General features: G+C 62.3%; 17 protein-coding genes. 1 reads left to right on the top strand and 16 read right to left on the bottom strand.

Annotated elements, in window-relative coordinates:
* The first annotated feature begins 57 nt into the window (after nucleotides 1-57).
* Nucleotides 58-1,668 carry a Rieske 2Fe-2S domain-containing protein gene (locus tag AC3LCN_RS03655; RefSeq protein ID WP_488648729.1) on the top strand — a complete coding sequence of 537 codons (1,611 nt, stop codon included), beginning with the start codon at nucleotides 58-60 and terminating at the stop codon, nucleotides 1,666-1,668.
* A 29-nt stretch (nucleotides 1,669-1,697) separates the two neighbouring features.
* Here AC3LCN_RS03655 and AC3LCN_RS03660 read toward each other — a convergent pair whose 3' ends face one another.
* From AC3LCN_RS03660 to nusA, 16 genes are all read right to left on the bottom strand, one after another.
* Complete coding sequence (locus AC3LCN_RS03660) at nucleotides 1,698-3,245, bottom strand: glutamate ligase domain-containing protein (protein ID WP_488648730.1); 1,548 nt, start codon at nucleotides 3,243-3,245, stop codon at nucleotides 1,698-1,700.
* A gap of 3 nt (nucleotides 3,246-3,248) precedes the next feature.
* Nucleotides 3,249-3,740, bottom strand: a complete 492-nt coding sequence (locus AC3LCN_RS03665; protein ID WP_488648731.1) for a YajQ family cyclic di-GMP-binding protein — start codon at nucleotides 3,738-3,740, stop codon at nucleotides 3,249-3,251.
* 3 nt (nucleotides 3,741-3,743) lie between these two features.
* Nucleotides 3,744-5,066, bottom strand: coding sequence for a helix-turn-helix domain-containing protein (locus AC3LCN_RS03670; protein ID WP_488648732.1), 1,323 nt, complete (start codon nucleotides 5,064-5,066; stop codon nucleotides 3,744-3,746).
* Between the two features lie 3 nt (nucleotides 5,067-5,069).
* A complete protein-coding gene (locus AC3LCN_RS03675; protein ID WP_488648733.1) occupies nucleotides 5,070-7,370 on the bottom strand; it encodes a DNA translocase FtsK in 2,301 nt (766 codons plus the stop codon).
* 3 nt (nucleotides 7,371-7,373) lie between these two features.
* Nucleotides 7,374-9,113, bottom strand: a complete 1,740-nt coding sequence (locus AC3LCN_RS03680) for a ribonuclease J (protein WP_488648734.1) — start codon at nucleotides 9,111-9,113, stop codon at nucleotides 7,374-7,376.
* Entirely contained in the window at nucleotides 9,110-9,793 is a 684-nt protein-coding gene (locus AC3LCN_RS03685) for a uracil-DNA glycosylase (RefSeq protein ID WP_488648735.1), read from the bottom strand. The genes AC3LCN_RS03680 and AC3LCN_RS03685 overlap by 4 nt, the downstream gene beginning before the upstream one ends.
* Nucleotides 9,771-10,820 (bottom strand): aspartate-semialdehyde dehydrogenase, encoded by a 1,050-nt coding sequence (locus tag AC3LCN_RS03690; RefSeq protein ID WP_488648736.1) that lies wholly within the window; start codon nucleotides 10,818-10,820, stop codon nucleotides 9,771-9,773. The genes AC3LCN_RS03685 and AC3LCN_RS03690 overlap by 23 nt, the downstream gene beginning before the upstream one ends.
* 76 nt (nucleotides 10,821-10,896) lie before the next feature.
* Nucleotides 10,897-13,494 carry a polyribonucleotide nucleotidyltransferase gene (gene pnp, locus AC3LCN_RS03695; protein WP_488648737.1) on the bottom strand — a complete coding sequence of 866 codons (2,598 nt, stop codon included), beginning with the start codon at nucleotides 13,492-13,494 and terminating at the stop codon, nucleotides 10,897-10,899.
* 76 nt (nucleotides 13,495-13,570) lie between these two features.
* Entirely contained in the window at nucleotides 13,571-13,840 is a 270-nt protein-coding gene (gene rpsO / locus AC3LCN_RS03700) for a 30S ribosomal protein S15 (RefSeq protein ID WP_488648738.1), read from the bottom strand.
* A gap of 90 nt (nucleotides 13,841-13,930) precedes the next feature.
* Nucleotides 13,931-14,722: a hypothetical protein gene (locus tag AC3LCN_RS03705; protein WP_488648739.1), complete on the bottom strand. Its 792-nt coding sequence runs from the start codon at nucleotides 14,720-14,722 to the stop codon at nucleotides 13,931-13,933.
* Between the two features lie 35 nt (nucleotides 14,723-14,757).
* A complete protein-coding gene (gene truB, locus AC3LCN_RS03710; RefSeq protein ID WP_488648740.1) occupies nucleotides 14,758-15,720 on the bottom strand; it encodes a tRNA pseudouridine(55) synthase TruB in 963 nt (320 codons plus the stop codon).
* 4 nt (nucleotides 15,721-15,724) lie between these two features.
* Nucleotides 15,725-16,792 carry a DHH family phosphoesterase gene (locus AC3LCN_RS03715; RefSeq protein ID WP_488648741.1) on the bottom strand — a complete coding sequence of 356 codons (1,068 nt, stop codon included), beginning with the start codon at nucleotides 16,790-16,792 and terminating at the stop codon, nucleotides 15,725-15,727.
* Nucleotides 16,789-17,211 (bottom strand): 30S ribosome-binding factor RbfA, encoded by a 423-nt coding sequence (gene rbfA / locus AC3LCN_RS03720; RefSeq protein WP_488648742.1) that lies wholly within the window; start codon nucleotides 17,209-17,211, stop codon nucleotides 16,789-16,791. Before rbfA ends, AC3LCN_RS03715 begins: the two co-directional genes overlap by 4 nt.
* A gap of 2 nt (nucleotides 17,212-17,213) precedes the next feature.
* Nucleotides 17,214-19,085, bottom strand: coding sequence for a translation initiation factor IF-2 (gene infB / locus AC3LCN_RS03725; RefSeq protein ID WP_488648743.1), 1,872 nt, complete (start codon nucleotides 19,083-19,085; stop codon nucleotides 17,214-17,216).
* A gap of 3 nt (nucleotides 19,086-19,088) precedes the next feature.
* The gene (locus tag AC3LCN_RS03730) at nucleotides 19,089-19,412 is read right to left on the bottom strand and encodes a DUF448 domain-containing protein (RefSeq protein ID WP_488648748.1); all 324 of its coding nucleotides are present in this window, start codon (nucleotides 19,410-19,412) and stop codon (nucleotides 19,089-19,091) included.
* On the bottom strand, nucleotides 19,357-20,309 hold a 953-nt coding region (nusA, locus tag AC3LCN_RS03735), incomplete at its 5' end, for a transcription termination factor NusA (RefSeq protein WP_488648744.1). The genes AC3LCN_RS03730 and nusA, both read right to left, overlap by 56 nt.

The following is a 20,309-nucleotide window of genomic DNA, read 5'->3' on the forward strand; positions in this document are numbered from 1 at the left end:
AAGTTATGTGACGAAGCAGGCTGGGCGTCGAGCACGGAACCTCGCTATCCTCCACCCATGCGGATTGAGTTCATCGCCCAGGCCGGAGTTAAGATCCACACCACGCACGGCTCGATCCTGTGCGACCCCTGGTTCAATCCGGCGTATTACGCCGGCTGGTTCCCGTACCCCCGAAACGACAAGCTCGACCACTTCGCCCTCGGAGCTACCGATTACCTCTACATCAGCCACCTGCATCGGGATCACTTCGACCCTGAGTGGCTGAGGGCCTACTGCAACAAGGACGCGGTGGTCATTCTCCCCGCCTACCCACTCCCAGAGCTCAAGGAGGCTCTCCAGGGGCTTGGATTCCACCAGTTCATCGAGACTACGTCGGGCGTCCCTGTGCAGCACGGCGGTCTCAGCATCGTCGTAGAGGCCCTCACAGCTCCGACAGATGGCCCAATTGGTGATTCCGCGCTCCTTATCGACGACGGCGTAGAGCGACTCCTCAACCTCAATGACAGCCGCCCTACAGACCCCGACCGCCTCCTCGTGCAGGGAGCGATCGACATCTGCCTGCTGCAGTTCAGCGGTGCGATCTGGTACCCAATGGTCTACGACATGCCGGCGAAGGCGGCTGAGGCCCTCGCGAAGAAGAAACGTGCCGCGCAGTTCACGCGAGCCGCCCGCTACGCCGAGATCATCTCGCCCCGTGTGGTGATCCCCTCTGCGGGACCCCCCTGCTTCCTCGATGACGAACTCTTCCGCTGGAATGACGTGCACGACGCTGAGGATTCGATCTTCCCCGACCAGCGCTTCATGGTTGAGCGCCTGCAGGCTGAGGGCCAAGCGGCCGTTCTCATGCTCCCAGGGAGCGTTGGCCAGTTCAACGCTGATGGCGTTTTCGACGTGCAACACCTACAAGGTGATCTGTCTGTGCAAGATGTCTTTGCAGATAAAGAGGTGTATTTGCGCAGATACGCAGCCGACATGGCCCCTGTCATTGCAGCCGAGAAGGCATCGTGGATCGGACCCCGGAGCAACTTGGTACCAGAGCTGAGCGCCTGGCTGGAGCCGCTCATGGCGCTCGGCCCGCGTGTCTGCGACGGCATCGGCACTGCGATCAAGATCCAGACGGACGACGAGGCGATCATCCTCGACTTCCCCGAGCGGTCGGTCGTTGCCGACGATGGTCGAGAGGTGGACTTCCGGTTCACGATCCCCCGCTACCTCTTGGATCACCTGGTGCGCACCCGCACGGATGACTGGGTCAACAGCCTCTTCCTTTCGTTGCGCTTCTCAGCGTGGCGTAAAGGCGCCTATAACGACTACGTCTACACCTGGTTCAAGTGCCTCTCCACGGCAAGGATCCAGTACGCCGAGGGCTTCTATGCCGAGAATGGCCCAACCGAGGGGACGTTCGATCTGGCCGGTTGGCAGATCCAGCGTCGCTGTCCTCATATGAAGGCCGACCTCACCCGCTTCGGAACCACGGATGGCGAAACGCTGACCTGCAGCATTCATGGGTGGCAATGGGATCTGGCAACGGGGCGCTGTTTGACCTCCGATGGCCACCCTCTCTTCTCGCGACCCGAGAGCGAACAGGCGAAGGCGCTCGCCGCCGCGGCTGCGACACAACCGCCGCCAGGACCCGATGCTGCCGCCGGCTCACCAGACGGAGCCTAGCCCCCTCCCCTCCTCTCGCGACACACTCGCTACGAGGCGGCTGCGAGTCCTCGGGCCAGTGCCGCAGCAAGCTCAGTCGATCGCCCACCGCCCATCACCAAGACCACCGTCTCGGATGTAATGCTCGGGAGTAGGGCTGCAGCAGCTTCGACTACGGTTCCGGGTGCTATCGCTGGCGTGCCCATGGCCGCGATCCGTTCGGCAAGATCGGAGGCCGAAACGCTGGTCGTATCGAGGTCACGCACGGCGAAGATCTCTGCGACAACAACTCGGTCTGCAGCGCTGCACGACTGCGCGAGGCCCTCAAGGAGTGCAGTGGTGCGGTGGTAGGTGAGCGGCTCAATAGCGAGAACGAGCGTGCGACCTGGATATCGCTGACGGACCGTTTCCAGCGTGGCGTCAATTGCGGTTGGATGATGGCCGTAGTCGTCGAGGACAGTGATCGAACCGTGGTCATAGCGCACCTCCATGCGGCGACCTACACCTCCAAAGGTGGCGAGTGAGCGCGCAATCCCATCGGCGCTGCCGCCCGCACTGGCTACAAGCGCGGCAACGCCAAGGCCATTTGACGCGTTGTGTGCGCCAAGGAGCCCGATCGGCAACTCACAATTGAGAAGATCGCGAAGTGCTGGAGCTGCGAGGGCGGCGCGGTCCGAGAGGTGTCTTACGGTGATTGAGAAGACCGCCTCCCCGCGTGACGTTACCGCCGCGATCAGATCGGTCTCTTGCGCACTAGCTGTCGTTGAAGTTGAGAGGGTGTAGATGTGGCGATGCCCTCCAGCAGCGAGGAGCGCGGCGAGTTCAGCGCCACCCTGGTCTCCACTGTTGAGGAACACGGCGCCTCTCTCGGCCGGATAGGTCGCCCAACGTGCAAACGTCTCTACGGCGGCACGACGGTCGGCAAAGATGTCGGGATGATCCCAATCCACATTGAGAACCAGTGCGCGATCAGCGTTGTAGGTGTCGAAGTTGCCGCCGTACTCGTCAGCCTCTACGACAAAGCCAGGGTCGGCACCGATATGTACGGGCGAGCCGGTAGGTGTGCCAAGCTCCACGCCGAGTGGGCCGCCGACAAAGGCCGATGGGTCAAGACCAGAGCGGACCAGCGCATCGAGAACCCATCCAGTGGAGGTCGTCTTGCCGTGCGTTCCGGCAACGCCAATCATGAGCCCACCGCGTGTCGCAGCGGCGTCAGCGATCACCTGCTGCACGGAGACCGCATGTGCGCCAGCTGCTCGTGCGAGCAGCACCTCAGGATGATTCGGCTGCGTGCTGGTAATTGCCTTTGAGATCGCGACCGCGCTCTCGGCGTTGAGCGCCGTACAGGCCTGCAGCACCTCAGGACTTCCTGCGGAGCCGACGGGAATTCCGGCGTGCGATAGGATCGTCGCCGACTCCCCTGCCAGGGCTTGGTCGTACCCCGAAACGCTCAACCCGAGCGCCCTAGCGTGCAGCGCCGCCGCAAGTGCGGCGGTACCGCCAACCCCAATGATATGGAGGCGCGATCCAGGATGGAGTGGCGCCCCTCCACGGGAGGGCTCTAACCCAGCAGCGATATCACTAATTGAGCGGGTCACAAGTTACCGATAGTTCTCAAACTGCAGCGGCCGCTCAACATCGAGGTCCTTGAGGCTCGTCATCACCTCTTGCAGCTCGTCGCGTGACTTTCCGGTGACACGCACCGCCTCACCTTGGATCTGGGTCTTTACCTTTGGGAACGTGTCACGAATGAATTTGGCGATCTTCTTCGCAGCGACATCGTCGAGGCCCTTGCGCAGCTTGACGTGCACGCGAAGCGTATCTCCGCCTGCCGCCTCTGCCTTCCCCCAGTCGTAGGTTCGAAGGTCGATGCCGCGCTTCACAGACTTTGATTCGAGGATGTCACGCAGCGCCTTCAGGCGTAGGTCGCCGTCGACGCGGATGATCAGCTCCCCCTTCTCCTCCTTGATTTCGGCGGTGGCATCGCGAAAATCGTATCGCGTGGCAACCTCACGCCGCGTCTGGTCGAGGGCGTTCGTGAGCTCCTGCTCGTCATATTCCGAGACGACGTCAAACGAATTGTCGGCTGGCATGCACTACCTCCTTGATGATTTCTCGACCTTCCCCGTACTGAGGAAGGCATAGGTTTCGGCTCCGGTGCCGCTCCCAAGCCCGCTTATGGTACGCCCGTTGAGGACGATAAGTAGGACAGAGGAATCGCCGCTACGGATGTCAATTCGCTTCTCTCCCGTAAAGATTAACCGCGTACCGGGGGCGATGGTCTTCCCCGAAACGCCAATCGCCGGGTCTAGTTGGCCATCAATCCATACGCGGATCCAGGTTGAGGAGGCGCCGCCAGTGACGCTCACCATGACGCCACGGAAGGAGACGTCCACCGTGCGAGTAGCCTGGCCGAGCGCACCGTCGGCGGCGGTGACGCTGAAGCTCAAAGTCCAGCGCCCCGCTGGGAGGGAGATGCCGCCAGTGGCCGTCCCACTCGCGTCACTCGTAATCGTTGCGGCGATAAGCCCCCCTGAGGTATCTGTTGCCGTGATCGAAACCTCGGAGTTTGGGGCCGTGAGGAGCAAGATCGGCACGTCGCCGTTTTCAACAGCGAGATTGGTGGAGGGTTGCGTCACGATGACTTCGGGGGCGACCTTATCGGGAAGGGCGACCACGAACACTCGCTCCGCTGTGGTGCTGGACTCACCGCCAGTGCCCGGCCTAGCCGCGTGCGCCACGACCTCCGTGCGCCCGGTGCCAAGTGGAACAAGAAGGCTCCAGAGGCCACTCTCGTCAGCCTCAGTTGTCAGCTGCGCCCCAGCGCTCGTGTCAATCACGATGCTGGCGCGCGCATCGGCAGTCCCCCTGATTTCGTACGAGAGCGTCCCTGCTTTAAGGTTGCTGAGCGCTTCGACCGGATAGGTAATGGCGATGGAGGGCGGCAAGATAAATCGGAGGAGCTGCAGCACCATAAACCCGCTGATCACTAGCACCGCGAGCCCTAGCCCGCCCATCGCCAGCACCCCTCGCGTCGAGCGGATGACGCCTGGGCGCAGTGCGACGAGGCGACCCATTGCCGATGTTGCTCCTTGCGATGGTGTCGGGGCGGGTGCTCCTTCAGGGGTTGGGGCCCCCTGCCACCCCGCTGCGACCGTGGCCGGGTCAAGTCCGAGGTAGGCAGCGTAGGTACGAAGTTGCCCGAGTGCGTAGACGCGTGGCGGAAGCTGACTGTGGTCCTCACGTTCAAAGGCATCCAGAATTGGGGCACGAATCTTTAGCGTGGCAGACGCCTCAGCGATGCTCACGCCACGCCGTTCGCGAGCCTGGCGCAGCCGATCACCAATCTTTGGGGCTTGTGGTGCTCCCTCTTCGTTTAGGCCTGTGGCTTGGGGGCTGAGGTGGATCGGATCGCTCATCGCTTAAGACTCCTCCCCTAGCTCCCCCGCTGCGTTCACCGCGGCCTCGCCCTTATTGGCGGCACTATTTGCCTCAGCGGCGATCTTGTCGCGATTCACTACCCGGGCGGTCGAACCATCGAACGATCCGATATAGCCCTTCTCTTCGAGCTGGTCGATGATTCGAGCGGCTCGCGCGTAGCCAATACGCAGACGGCGCTGCAGCAGCGAAGCAGAGGCGCGGTCGTGTTCGGCAACAACCTGCACCGCCTCATCGAAGAGTCTGTCTGCCGGCTCGTCGTCGCGTCCACGATCCGTCCCTCCGCCGCCACTTCGCTCGGCGGAAGCGACGATGCCCAGTTGGTAATCTGGCAGCCCTTGATCGCGCCAATGGGTAACCACGGCGTTGATCTCGCGATCTGAGACGAAAACTCCCTGCATACGCGTGGGCTTTGGGGCATCAGATGGCTGGAAGAGCATGTCACCGCGGCCGATCAGATCTTCGGCGCCCGGAGCATCAAGCACCGTTCGCGAATCGATCTGGCTCGCCATGGAGAAGGCGACTCGGCTCGGAATGTTTGCCTTGATCAGCCCTGTGACCACGTTGACCGACGGGCGCTGTGTGGCAAGGATCAGATGGATGCCAGTGGCACGGGCCTTCTGCGCGATCCGCACGATTGCCTCTTCCGTCTCTCGGCCATCCTGCATCATCAGGTCGGCCAACTCGTCAATGATGATCACGATAGAGAACATCCGATCGTTGAAATCCTCACGGCTGGAGTTATAACCCTCAAGATTTCGTGCGCCGGCGCTTGCGAACATGCGGTAGCGATTCTCCATCTCGAGGACTGCCCATTTCAGGGCAGAAGCTGCTTTATGTGATTCGGTGATCACGGGAACAAGTAGGTGCGGTAGGCCGTTGTAGCCCGAAAGCTCAACGCGCTTCGGGTCGACCAAGATCATGCGTAGCTCTTGCGGAGTACGGGCAAAGAGGAATGAGGCGATGATGGCGTTGACCATGACGCTTTTCCCTGAGCCCGTCGCTCCTGCAATCAAGAGGTGCGGCATGCTGGCAAGGTCTCGGATCTGTGGCACTCCACCAACATCCTTGCCGAGAGCAAACGGGATGGCCTGGCTCGGTGTCCATGCACCCGCCTTGTCAGTCGGCGTAAGTAGTGGCTTGAAGCGAATCGCCTCTGCTTCGTGATTCGGGATCTCAATGCCAACAACAGCCTTGCCGGGGATCGGTGCTTCAATGCGGATTGAGCGAGCGCTCAACGCCATTGCCAGGTCATCGCCAAGGCCTTCGATGCGGCTTATCCGCACATTTGGTGCAGGTGTCAACTCGTACTGAGTCACAACCGGCCCTGGATTGGCCGTGACGGAGGTGATCTCAATCCCAAGATCTCGCAGCTTCTGCACGATGATCGCGGCGTTCGTCTGATGGATGCTTGCGTTTGGGCTGACGGACTTTCCTGGAGCATCCAAAAGGCCCGTGGAGGGTAGTTGCCACGAGACTGCACCATTCGCTCTAGTCCTGGCAGCAGGTGCTGCGCTTCCGCTTGCAGCGCCGCCCCCGAGTCCGCGTGCGGGGGCACCAGCGCGTACGTTTGCATCGTCTGCTTCGGCAGTGGTTTCTGTGGCTAATACGGGTGCAGTAGTGACCGTAACGGTCGCAGCGTCAATCACTGGTTGACTCGCCACCTCAGCACGAACTCGAGCAGCTTCAGAGGCACGGGCAGCCTCACGCTCCTGCATGATGCGCTCGCGTTCCGCGGCAAGTTTCTCAACCCCTTCGCCCAGCACCTCCGCCCCCACCTTCGCCCCCGCAAAGAGGGTGGCGAAGAGCTTCCGCACCGTAGATTCAGCCAGGACTAGCCCAACGCTGATCAGGATCCCGGCCCATGCTGCGAAGGCACCGATGCCGGTGAGTAGGCTCGCAGCGCCGCCGCCAGCGATGCTTCCGATGCGGCCGCCGTGGGTTGGGAAGACGATCTCAACGAGCGCGAGCAGCCCGACAAGGGCAAGGAGCGACAGGGCAATGCGCAGAGGGACTCGTGAAGCGGTGGCGGCACGGCGTTCGATCCAGACGGCGAAGCCTATGAGCAGTACTGGGACCAGCCAGCGCCCCGCGCCAAACCATGGCGCAAGCACGTCGCGCAACACGTCGGCGAGAGCCCCACGTCCGGGAAGTATCAGGCCGACAGCAAAGATGACGCCAGTGACAGCAAAGGCGAGTGAGCTTAGCGTGCGGAGTGCTGAGCGTGATGCCAGCGGGCCTCGGCGAGCCGCGCGCCCTGTGCCCTCCCCTCCCCGTTTTGCCATCGCTTAAACCTCAACCACCACAGGAACCACGAGTGGGCGACGTCGAGTCTCCTTACCAAGGAATCGCGATACCGATTCACTCAGCTGCGCCTTGATCAGTCCCACCTCTGCCCCACGGTCGCCCTTGTGCTGGATTGCCTTCAGGGCGATCGTGATCGCCTCTTCAACGAGCTTGTTGTCCTCATCACCGTTGAGGAATCCGCGGGTGACGAGTGCCGGGCGACCGACAGGCCTACCGGTACGTGCATCGATCGTTGCGATTACGACAACGATGCCATCGTCAGCAAGGGTCCGTCGATCGCGGAGGACGATTTCGCTGATCTCGCCCACCGACGAACCATCAACAAAGACAGAGCCATGTTCAACCGGTTTGCCACGTCGCGCACTGCCGTCTGCAGAGAACTCGACCGGCGTGCCGTTATCGATGATGAATACCGCGGTTGGTGGTACCCCCATTTGTGTTGCAAGTCGCCCGTGGGCTACCTGCATGCGCATATCACCGTGCATCGGCACGAAGTATTTCGGCTTGGTGAGTGCGAGCATCATCTTCAGCTCCTCTTGCGAGGCGTGACCTGAGACGTGCACCTGTGCGATGGAGTGATAGATGACGTTGGCGCCGGACCTGAAGAGGTTGTCAATCGTTCGACCGACCGCCTCTTCGTTGCCTGGAATCGGTGATGCGGAGACAATGACGGTATCGCCGTTCTGAATCTCCACGTTGCGATGCTCTCCGTTCGCCATCTTCGCGAGTCCGGCCATCGGCTCGCCCTGCGCGCCGGTGGTGGCGATCACGAGCGGCTCCTTCGTTCGGCGCGCAATCTCCTCTTTGGCAAGGAGTGGGGTCGGGAATTTTAGATAGCCAAGGTCGCGTGCGATCTTGACGTTCTGCTCCATTGAGCGTCCGACGACGGCGACCTTGCGATGGAACTCCGCTGCTGCGTCAAGCACCTGCTGGATACGTGCAATGTTCGAGGCGAAGGTTGCGATGATCACTCGGCCAGGTGCGCTGCTAATGATCCCTTTGAACGCTTGGCCAACGACCTGCTCACTTGGCGTGTACCCGGGTGCTTCAGCGCGCGTGCTATCCGACACCAGTGCAAGCACCCCCTGTGCGCCGAACTTTGCCAGCATGGCGAAGTCTACCGTCTTGCCATCGGCTGGAGTCTGGTCAAATTTGAAGTCGCCGGTGTGGATCACCGTTCCAACAGGTGAATGGATTGCGTAGCCCATGGCGTCTGGGATGGAGTGGCCGACGCGGAAGGGTTCGATCGTGAACGGTCCAACCGCAAGTCGACCGCCCGGATCGAGCGGGCGCAACGGGTTTGCGGTGACCTTGAACTCCTTCAGCTTGTTGGCGAGGAGTCCGCGTGCAAGGGTGCTGGCGTAGACCGGCACTCCAGGGAGTTCGGGGAGGATGTGCGGGAGCGCACCGACGTGATCCTCGTGCCCGTGGGTGATGAGGACCGCCTTCACGGCGCTGCGGCGTGCGCGCAGGTAGCTAATGTCAGGAATGATGATGTCGACGCCAAGGGTGGTCTCGTCGGGGAAGGCGAGGCCGCAATCGACGAGGATGATGGTGCCCTCATACTCGTAGAGGTAGAGGTTCTTCCCAATCTCCCCCATGCCGCCGAGCGGGATCAGGCGAAGTGCTGGTCCGCTCGCAGCCGCCTTATGGGGGCGGCGGGTCTCCTGGGGACGCCTCGCCTCAGCTGGTCGGCGTGCTGGTTGCGGGCGTTGGGTCATTCAGCCTCCCCTTGCGTCCTGGGACGGGGCCGAGTCGGCACCGAATCCACCTCGCGTAGGGTAGCCTCCCCCGCCCCTTCGCGAGCATCCGCGTTGAAGTGCTCCCGCAAAGCCGCCATATCGCGCTCCAGGGTTGGTCGCAAACTCCCGTTGTGCAGTGCCGCTGCAGGGTGATACAGGGGGAAGAGCACGGCACCTCCCTGTTGGCCACCCTCTGTCTGTGTGTACGGACGTCCATGCACCTCTGCAATCTTCGCGTTGGGCGCAAAGACAGCAAGAGCGTGCCTCCCAAGGGTGGCGATGACCCGCGGCTGCAGCGCTTGCAGTTGCCGTGAGAGGAGTGGCGCGCATGCCTCGATCTCAGATCGTTGTGGGTTGCGGTTCTCTGGTGGTCGACACTTCACCGTATTCAGGATGAAGACCTCCTCGCGCCGGAGGCCGATGGAGGCCAGCAGGTCGTCCAGAAGGCGGCCAGCGGCACCCACAAATGGGCGGCCGGCTACGTCCTCTCGTGCCCCAGGAGCCTCCCCGACAAAGACTAACGCTGCTGTAGGGCTCCCCTCACCAGGGACCGCCTGTGTTCTCGTCGCCGAGAGCCCGCACGCCGTGCAGGTGGAGGCGTCACGGGCTACCGAGGCGAGCTCGAGGGCGACCCTATCAGGCGTCGTGGTTCGCTCCATAGACCAGGTTCATGCTGACCAAGAGTTCAGCAAGCTGCACGGCGTTCGTTGCGGCGCCCTTGCGCACGTTGTCGCTCACCACCCAGAAGGCAATCCCATGCTCAACGCTGGCGTCGGTGCGAACGCGCCCAACATAGATCTCGTCGCTGCCGGCCGCATCTGCCGCCAGTGGGTAAGAGTTGCTCGCAGGGTCATCAACAACCGTCACCCCCTGCAGTGCAGCAAATGCGGCGCGAGCCTGGTCGGGACTGAGCGCCCGGGCTAGCTCAACATGCACCGCCTCGGAGTGACTCCGGTCGACTGGCACACGAACAGCGGTTGCAGAGATACGTAGGCCCGGGAGGTCGAGGATCTTCCTGCTCTCGTTCACGACCTTCGCCTCCTCTTTGGTTGAGCCGTCGGGGAGGAATAGATCAATGGCTGGGATGGGACTCGCCACTACGGCGTGTGGGTAGATCGTTGAGGCGGGTACGCCGCCGTTCACCACGGTGGCGCGTTGCTGGACAAGATCCGCGATGGCCTTTGCGCCCGCTCCTGAGACTGCCTGATAGGTGGCAACAACGACTCGCTGCAGTCCGGCCGCATCAGAGAGCGCCTTGAGTAGCGGTGCAAGTTGCATCGTCGAGCAGTTTGGATTGGCAATGATGCCGTTGTGGGTGCTGAGTGCCGCAGGGTTCACCTGGGACACAACCAGCGGAACACTCGGATCCATCCGCCAGGCGCTGGAATTGTCGACAACAACGCAGCCTCGTGCCGCCGCCTCTGGCGCATACGTCAGGCTCGCGGCTCCACCCGCACTAAAGAGCGCGATATCTACGCCTGCGAAGGATTCAGGAACAACCTGCCGCACAGGGATGTCAGCGCCCCGAAAGCTCACCGTTCGACCACCGCTTGTCGCCGCCAATGGAATGAGCGTGCGCACAGGAAAGTTGCGCTCTTCAAGTACCGAAATCATGGTTTGCCCAACGAGGCCGGTGGCGCCAAGCACGGCGACGACGTAGCCCTCTGGGTTTGACACGTTGCTCATGCTGCCCAGTATACGACTGAGGACCTGCGGATTAACCGCAAGTCCTCAGTTGAATTCCTAGCGTTTAGGAGCACGGTTACTCCTGAGGTGCGGCCTTGTGACGCTGCATGGCGGCGCGGCGCGACAGGTTGACGCGACCCTGGCGGTCGACTTCGGTGACCACAACCATGATCTCGTCGCCCACGGCGACCTCATCCTCGACGGTGTTCACGCGATAATCAGCGAGCTCGCCGATACGTACGAGGCCTTCCTTACCTGGAAGGATCTCGACGAAGCAGCCGAAGCCCATAATGCGCGTGACCTTGCCCATGTAGAGCGCGCCGAGCTCGACCTCTTTGGTGATCCCGTTGATCGCATCAAGGACGCCCTTGGTGCGCTCTGGGTCAGCCGAAGCGATCTGCACGGTGCCGTCGTCCTGCACGTTGATATTGACCTGGAAGTCATCCTGCAACTTGCGGATGACCGCGCCACCCTTACCAATGATGTCGCGGATCTTCTCTGGATTAATCTTGATCGTGGTGATGCGTGGAGCGAAATCAGAGAGCTCTGGTCGAGCGGTGCTGATGATCGCGTCCATCTTGTCGAGGATCTCGAGGCGCGCAGCGAGCGCATCCTTGAGGCCGGTGCGAATGATCGCTCCGTTAATCCCCTGCACCTTGATGTCCATCTGCAAGGCGGTGATCCCTGTGCGGGTCCCCGTCACCTTGAAGTCCATGTCGCCGAAGGCATCCTCTTTGCCGAGGATGTCGGTGAGGACGATGAACTCACCATCTGGCTCCGACATCAGGCCCATCGCAGCACCAGCGACCGACGCTTTGAGCGGCACGCCGGCATCAAGGAGTGAGAGGCTCGAGCCGCAGGTTGAGGCCATTGAGGTTGATCCGTTGGACGTCACGCACTCCGAGACGACTCGGATGGCGTATGGGAATTCCTCGATTGATGGGAGCACTGGGATCAGTGCGCGCTCAGCAAGGGCTCCGTGCCCAATCTCGCGTCGCCCTGGACCACGCATCGGCTTGTTCTCGCCGGTGCTGTATGGCGGCATGTTGTAGTGGTGGATGTAGCGCTTCTCGGTGATCGGCGAGATCGTGTCGAGACGCTGCCCCTGTGCCACTGGGCCAAGGGTGGCCACGCTCAACGCCTGCGTCTCACCACGGGTGAAGAGGCCTGAACCGTGTGCGCGTGGAAGGAGACCAACCTCTACCGAGATCTTGCGGATCTCATCAGCCTTACGGCCGTCGAGGCGGATCCCCTCCTTCATCGTGAGGCTGCGTGCTGTCTTCTTGTGCATCCAGCCGAAGAGGTTCTTGCCCACGCGCGCCTTGCGACGTGCCGCCTCAAAGATCGCCTTTGGCTCGCCCTTGCCGCTACGTGCAGCGCGGATCGAATCGGCAATCCCCTCCTTGAGCGCCGCGAGGCGACTTGGGAGATCGTTGGCGAGGATCAGCAAGAGCTCTGCTGTTGCTTCAGCGTCAGCAGCGGCTCGATGGTTCGGAGTTGTCGCTGCGCCATAGACGCGTGCGAGATCTCCGAGCTTGAACGACTCGCTCTCTGGGTACGCCTCCTTGAAGAGGACGTAGGTGTCGAGGTAGCTCCCCTGCTCGGTCGCGAAGGTGCGCCCCTTGCCGAGTGCCTCGTCGAGGAAGGCGACGTCAAAGCCTAGGTTGTGTCCGACAAGGATTGCGCCCTTGGCGAATTCAGCAATCTTCTCGGCTGCCGCCTTCGGCGTCAGGCCACCCTTAATGTCTTTGTTGGTGATGCCGTGCATCTGGGCGCCGACGATGCCGTTGCCGGCGTCAACAAAGCTGCTCCAGCGGTCGGTGATCTTGCCACCCTTGATCTTCACTGCAGCGACTTCGACCAGATCCGAAATCTTCGAATCAAGGCCGGTCGTCTCAGTGTCAACGATCACAAAGGTGCCGCCATTTGCAGCTGCCTCAGCAAACGCCAGCACGCTGTCGGTGCTTGGCTCGATGTATGGAACGCGCTTCTCCTTGCCGACCTTGGCGCGCAGCTCCTCCTGCAGGGCAACGAGCGCCTTGATGGCGTTGTGACCAAACTCAATGGCCTCGGCCATCTTGTCTTCGGTGATCAGGTTGGCGCCGGCCTCGACCATCATGATCGCGCTGACTGTTCCTGAAACCACCAAATCGAGATCGCTCTCCTTGAGCTGATCGAAGGTTGGGTTGATGACAAAGGCACCGTTCACGATGCCGACGCGGACTGCACCGATTGGCCCAAGGAATGGAATCTCGGAAATCGTCAACGCCGCAGAGGCGGCGAGCGTTCCGAGAATGTCTGGGTCGTTCTCCTGGTCCGCGCTGAGCACGGTGATTACAACCTGAACGTCGTCTTTGTACCCCTCTGGGAAGAGCGGTCGAATTGGTCGGTCGGTGAGACGAGCGGAGAGCGTTGCGTTCTCAGAGGCTCGCCCTTCGCGCTTGATGTATCCGCCTGGGATCTTCCCCGCGGCGTACATGCGCTCTTCGAATTCAATCGTGAGTGGGAAGAAGTCGAGGCCTGGTCGTGGCTCGCTGCGGTTTGCAGTGCCAAGGACCACGGTGTCGCCGTAGCGAACGGTGACTGCGCCACCGGCGAGGCGGGCCATTCGGCCTGTCTCAATCGTGAGGGTCTGACCGCCGAACTCGGCGGATACGCTGGTGATGTTGCTCATTCTGTTCTCCTGTCAGGCCGCTGGCGGTTCTTCCGTCAGCGTGCCGATGTAGTCCCAGCCAAAGGCTGGGGGGTGGTTAGCGACGAAGTCCGAGCTTCTCGGAGAGTGCGGCGTAGCGCGCTGCATCTTCACGCTTAAGGAATGTCAGCAGTCGTCGTCGCTGACCGACGAGCTTCAAGAGCCCGCGGCGCGAGTGGTTGTCCTGCTTAAAGGTTTGCAGGTGCGCCGTCAGTCCCTGAATGCGCTCCGTGAGGAGTGCGATCTGAACGTCTGCGGACCCGGTGTCAGTACCGTGACGCCCGTTGTCTGCAACGATGCGTGCGGTTGTTGCTTGGTCTAGTGGCAAGTGGTAGTTCTCCTCACATCGGAGGTGCTCCAAGGGCACCCCTCATCTCCTCAACACATCTTAGATGACCTTAGGGTAGCAAATCTACGCTTAGAGGCTCCCACCGAGCAGGGCGACCCGTATCGGCCCCCCCTCAAAGCGCCGATCTGCCTGCTCTGGACATAGAAGGGTGACGGTCAGCCCATCCGATCCGATGCGCACGGTGGTGAGCCGTCCCACAAGGGGGAGCCGCCCCTCTGGGCGTCCTGCCGCGCCAACGCGAGCCCGGTACTCCCCTGGTGGTGGTACCGCCGCCACGGAGGGCTGCAGGCGAACCTGGTCCCCCTTGAGGGCGCCGACCAGGGCATACGGTCGACCGAGCAGGCGAGCTGCCCCTGTGAGGTCCCCGTCCGCGATGGCAACCCGGATACGGGTGCTCCGGATGGGGGCTCCGCCAGCGGTCGCCTCAGCTACCGGATGGACCTGCAGGCCGTGGGCGGCACCCCAGGCGCGAACGTTGGGCAGCGTCCCCTGACGGCTTTGCCCGAAGGCAGATTCTGGGGAGAGGACGATCCCCTTCGCCGCCGTCACCTCAGCCAAACGCTCGATGAATTTCTCCCAGGGGGTGTCGCGCGTCTCTGGCGTAAAAGGCAGATCGCACCAGAGGTCGACACCCGCCCCCGCCATACGAAGCTCGAGCTCCCCCGCGTCAAGGAGCTGAAGGGGGGTTACGCCCCGAATCAGCTGGTCTGGGTGTGGCGTGAAGCCGATATGCACGCGCTTGAGCCCCGCCGCCCGGGCAAGTCGCTCAGCGGCGGCGAGAAGGCGCACATGGCCACGGTGCAGCCCATCAAAGACTCCGAGCGTCAGCACTGAACCAAGCGGGGCTTCCGTTGCCGCCATCGCCGATGCCAGCTCGCCCCATCCAAGCACTCGCCTCACAGGCGTTGCCCTACCAGTGCGTTCGATTCAATGAAGACGCGCTCAGGTTGCGCGCCAAATGCCGTGCGACGACCGAACGCAGCGATCGCGCCATGCACATGCAGCCGTAGAGGGCTCCCCTCTGCCGTCTGCTGGCCGGCACTGTCAAGCATGCCAAGCGGGAGTGCAATGCCGTCGCGCAGCAGTGCCGCACCCTTCTCGCCAACCTCCGTAGATGCAATGTGGTCGAGTCCAGCGTCGAGCGGCAAGAGCAGGTCGCGAAGTTCGCCGCCTAGCGCAGCGGCTGCGATCTGCTCCATGGTGTGCGCCTCCCCTACTGCAAAGACACCAGAGCCCACACGACGAAGCGCGACGAGGTGTGCCCCACTCCCTGCATCGCGGCCAAGGTCGCGTGCAATCGCGCGAATGTAAGTGCCGGAACTCACATCAAGCCGTGCATGCATGAGCGGCTCCTCGGCGTGCGAATCGTCCCAGCCGAGAACATCAAACCGCTTGATCTCAATCGGACGCGCCGCCAGTTCAACCACCTCGCCTGCACGTGCTCGCTCATAGGCCCGTACGCCGTCCGTACGCTTCGCGGAGTGCGATGGCGGCACCTGCTCTAAGGTGCCCCGAAAGCGCGGCAGCAGTGCACTGATCGCAACCTGCGAGGGGGGTGCTCCAGCAAAGTCCAGACGTTCGCCATCGAGATCATCGGTTGTGGTCCCCCCGCCAAACGAGAAGGTCGCCTCGTAGCGCTTCTCGCCGCCCAGATGCAGGCTCGCTAGGCGCGTCGCGCGGCCAAGGACGAGCACCAAGAGGCCTGTGGCGAACGGATCGAGTGTGCCGCCATGGCCGATGCGGGGTTGGCCAGCCATTCTGCGGATTTTAGCCACGATGTCGTGGCTGGTCGGACCATTCGGCTTGTCGACGAGAAGGACCCCGTCAATGCCGGGAGTGCTCGGCCGTCGCCGCGCCATTCGCTCAGCCCGCTACAGCGTGCGCGCGAAGCTCCGTCACGCGCGCCAAGACTAGAGTGGCTGCCTCGTTCACGGGGCGCTCAATCGTGGCTCCGGCGGCACGCGCATGACCGCCACCACCGAATGCGCCAACGATGGCGGTGGCGTCGGGGCCCTCCCCCTTCGTGCGCACAGAGATGCGCGCGGTGGTCAGTCCATCCTCTTTGAAGAAGATCGCGACATCAGCCTCTGAGACCTGCGCGAGTGCATCAACGATCCCCTCGCTCATCTCAAGCGTTGCGCCGGTTTCGGTGAGGTCAGCCAGCATCATCGTCGCGAACACGGTGCGGCCGCCATCAGTGGACTTCAAGGTCGCCAACACGCACGCGTGCAGTTGCACCTGCGCGAGTGGCTTTGAGCGGTAGATCCTTCGTGAAATCTCACTGATTGGTGCGCCGGCAGCAAGCAGGAGCCCACCCACCTCTAGAGTTCGTGGGGTCGTGTTGCCATGCTGAAAGGTGGCGGTGTCCATGATCACGCCGGCTGCCAGTGTCGTAGCGAGCCGCCCCTGATCTGCAGAGAGATCTGCCTTGAGCGCGAGCGCAATCAAGCTCACCATTTCGCAGGTTGCCGCGGCGTGCGCATCAACCCAGGCTAGGGGCCAGGTTGAATCGTTGGAAACATGGTGATCAATCAAGATCCGTGGTGTAGAGGCTGGTAGCGCATTGATCAGGTCGCCGATGCGGCCGGCTCGCTTCGGATCAGCACAATCCACCAGCACGATGGCATCTGGCGACCAGCTCGGTGCCTCAAGGGAGACGTCGCCGATTGTTGGAATGACGTCATAGACCGCTGGTGGAGCGTCGGCACTGATCACGGCGACCTCCGCGCCGAACTGACCGAGGATCGCCTTGAGCCCGAGGGCTCCACCGAGCGCATCAGCATCTGGTCGCTCATGCGGCACGACCCATAGCCTCTTCGCCACTCGGAGCGCCTCCAGCACATTGGTGGGAACGGCCGCAAGTGCCATCGGCTGCAATTCGTCGGCTCGGCGCACGTATTCCGCTGCGTGCACGATCCCCTGCTCGCTCATCCCTTACTCCTTCTGATCTTCTCTTCAACCCCCGTACGGGTTGGGGCTGGAAGCGGCGAGAGGGTCTCAGGTGGGAGCCCCCCATCGGCAATGCTACCGAGCAGCTGCTGAATGCGTGCGCCGCGGTCGCCTGCCTCATCAAGCTCGAAGTGAAGGTCGGGAACGCGCCGAATGCGCAACCCCTTGCCGATCACGGTGCGAAGGTGCGAAGCGGCACTCTTGAGTGCTGCAAGTGAAGCAACGCGCTGCTCTTCACTACCGATCGTGCTGACAAACACCTTTGCGTGTCGCAGGTCTGGTGACGTAGAGACTGAGGTAACGGTCACAAAGCCGAGCCGCGGATCGCTCAGAGATCGTCCGATATGGGCACTGATCTCTTCTCGGAGGAGCTCGTCGACACGGGGCATCCGCTCAGACATGTTTAGAGGGTCCGCCTCGTCGACTTCTCGCCGATGATCTCCAAGATGTCGCCCTCGATGACGGTGACCGTTGCACCAAGGCCAATACCGCACTCCTGGCCCTCTTTCACTTCACGAACATCATCACGGAAGCGACGCAGCGACTCGATCACGTCAGTCGCAACAAGGTTACCGCCGCGCATGACGCGCACCTTTGCGCCGCGCGTAACTCGGCCCTCGCGAATGATCGAACCTGCAATGACAAAGCCCTTTCCAGGGAAGAGCTGCTTCACCTCGGCGCGCCCTTCGACCACCTCTGACTTCTCGGGATCAAGCATCCCCTCAAGCGCAGCCTTCATATCGTCGGCGAGTTCGTAGATGATCTCGTAGAGGCGCACGTCAACCTTGTTGGTTTCAGCCATGCGGCGCGCACCTGGGGTGAGCGTCGTAGTAAAGCCGAGCACGATTGCATCAGATGCTGAGGCGAGCAGGATGTCGTTCTCGGTGACCTCCCCCGTGGCCGAGAGGAGCACGTTGATGCGCACCTCATCGCTCTGCATCTTCTCGAGCTGGTGTTCGATGGCGCCGAGTGATCCGGCCACATCGGACTTCAGAATGACGCGGACCTCTTTGCCAGCTCCAGACTGAATGCGCTTGTAGAGGTCCTCCATCGTGGCGTGGCCGCTATCGCGCCCGGCGCTCGTGGCGTCGGCGGCGGCCTCAGACCAGGAGCGGGCCTCCTTCTCGTCCACCGCGGTACGGAAGATTTCACCGCTGACTGGAACCTCGGGCAGGCCCGAGACGACTACTGCTGTTGAGGGGCCAGCCAACTTGATCCGGCCCCCATCGGTCGACTCCAGCGAGCGGACCTTCCCTGAGATGGCACCAACCACCATGTGGTCACCAACGCGGAGGGTTCCCGTCTGCACGATCACGGTGGCGATCGGACCGCGCCCCTTGTCGCGCTGGGCCTCAATCACCGTGCCCACCGCGAGTCGCGCTGCATCGGCCTTGTAGTCACCGAGATCGGCGACGAGGAGAACCATGTCAAGGAGATCGTCGAGACCGGCGCCTGTTCGGGCCGACACCGCAACGAGCGGCACATCGCCGCCGTAATCCTCGATCACGACATTTGATTCCGCAAGCTCCGTCTTCACACGATCGGGGTTTGCATCTGGCTTATCGATCTTGTTGAGCGCGATGATGATCGGCACATTCGCTGCGCGAGCATGGCTGATCGCCTCTTTTGTCTGCGGCATAACGCCGTCGTCAGCGGCGACGACGACGATGGCGATATCTGTTACTCGCGCGCCACGCGCCCGCATCGCCGTAAACGCTTCGTGTCCAGGGGTGTCGAGGAAGAGGATGGAGCGGTCGCCACGCTGAACCTGGCTGGCACCAAGGTGCTGGGTAATGCCGCCACGCTCCCCCTCCGCAACGCTGGTCTTGCGCAGCGCATCGAGCAGGCTCGTCTTGCCGTGGTCGACGTGGCCCATGACGGTAACGATGGGGGCGCGCGAGATAAGTGCGGCGCCCGGATCTTCGCTGAAGAATTCTGTCTTCGTTGCAGCTGGTAGGGCCTCAGGCGTCGCCTCTGGCGCGACCTCGTCTTCGTCAGGCTCCGGCTCCTTTACGGTGAAGCCGAGCTCGGTCGCAATGAGGGAGGCGGTCTCGCGATCAATGCCCTGGTTCATGGTGGCAAAGACACCACTGCGAATCAGTGGATTGATGATGTCTGCGGGGTTTACCTTGAGCAGCGTTGCAAGATCGCCGACTGCGATTGAGGCGGGCAACTCGAGGATGCCGTCATGCACCTGCGCAACGCGTGCTGGCTTCGGCTCCGGCGGTAAGCGATCGGGGCGCGGTGGACGGATGCTCTTACGCTGCTTCGTCATCTGCTACCCCCTTTCGTCTCGTTGGCTTCGTCGCTCAATCAGAATCTGTTCAAGATCTGTGGCCGCGATGCGACCCTTCAACCCTCGTCGTAGTCCTTCACCAATCAGCAGGTCGTGTGCCTCGTCGCCGCTCTGGCAGAGCCACGCACCTCGACCGCCAATAGCGCCCGCTCGCACCACTCCATCTGCGGAGGCTCCGTACCGCACGACCGTCTCTGGCGGCTGTGTCAGCCGACAGGCCACGCAGGTGCGCGCACGAACGGCGGGCGTCTTAGGCCTCCTCGCCCGCTGGGGCCACTGCAGGCACCTCAGCAGCTCCGGTTCCATCACTGGCGATGTCGATGCGGAATCCGGTGAGTCGCGCCGCTAGGCGGGCGTTCTGTCCGCCGGCGCCGATTGCAAGCGAGAGTGCGCGCTCGGGAACCACGACGGTTGCCGACTTCGCCGCCTCATCAACGGTGACCGAAACGACGGGCGCCGGTGAGAGGGCTCGCCCAATCGCCTCAGCTGCATCGTCGGTGTGCGCGATGATGTCGATCTTCTCACCGCCAAGATCTTCAACAACAGCCTGCACGCGTGCACCACGCTGGCCCACAACTGCGCCGACCGGATCGAGTCCGACCTGCTTCGTTGCAACAACAATCTTGGTGCGGCTCCCCGGCTCACGAGCAATTGAGGTGATCTCCACCGTGCCCGCCGTCAGTTCAGGAACCTCAAGTTCGAAGAGCTTCTTGACGAAGTTCTTATGCGTACGCGTCAGAAGGATCTCTGGGCCACGAAGGGTTGTTCGCACTTCCAGTAGCAGTGCCTTGACGTTTTCGCCGATGCGGAAGGTGTCGAGCTGCGACTGCTCCGTTGCAGGCAGGTATGCCTCCGCCTTCCCCACGTCCAGGACGAGGTTGCGGCGATCGACGCGCATCACGACGCCGGTGAGAATCTCACCCGCACGCTCGGCGAACGACTGCATGGTCAGGTCGCGCTGGATCTGGATGAGGCGCTGCTGGAGCGCCTGGCGAGCCTGGGCCGCAACGATGCGACCCATATCGGCATCCATCTCTTCGAGTTCGATGAGGTCTCCAGCGACAGCACCTGGCCTCGTTGCCTGGGCCTCTTCTGGCGTCCACTCTGCGTCGGGGACGAGTACCTCTTCTACGACTCGGCGGGCCCGAAAGACCCGCATTGCCCCTGATTCAGGATCAAGGCGCACGTGGATGTCGGATGAGG

The organism is Candidatus Limnocylindrus sp. (assembly GCF_040397215.1).
Lineage (GTDB): Bacteria > Chloroflexota > Limnocylindria > Limnocylindrales > Limnocylindraceae > Limnocylindrus.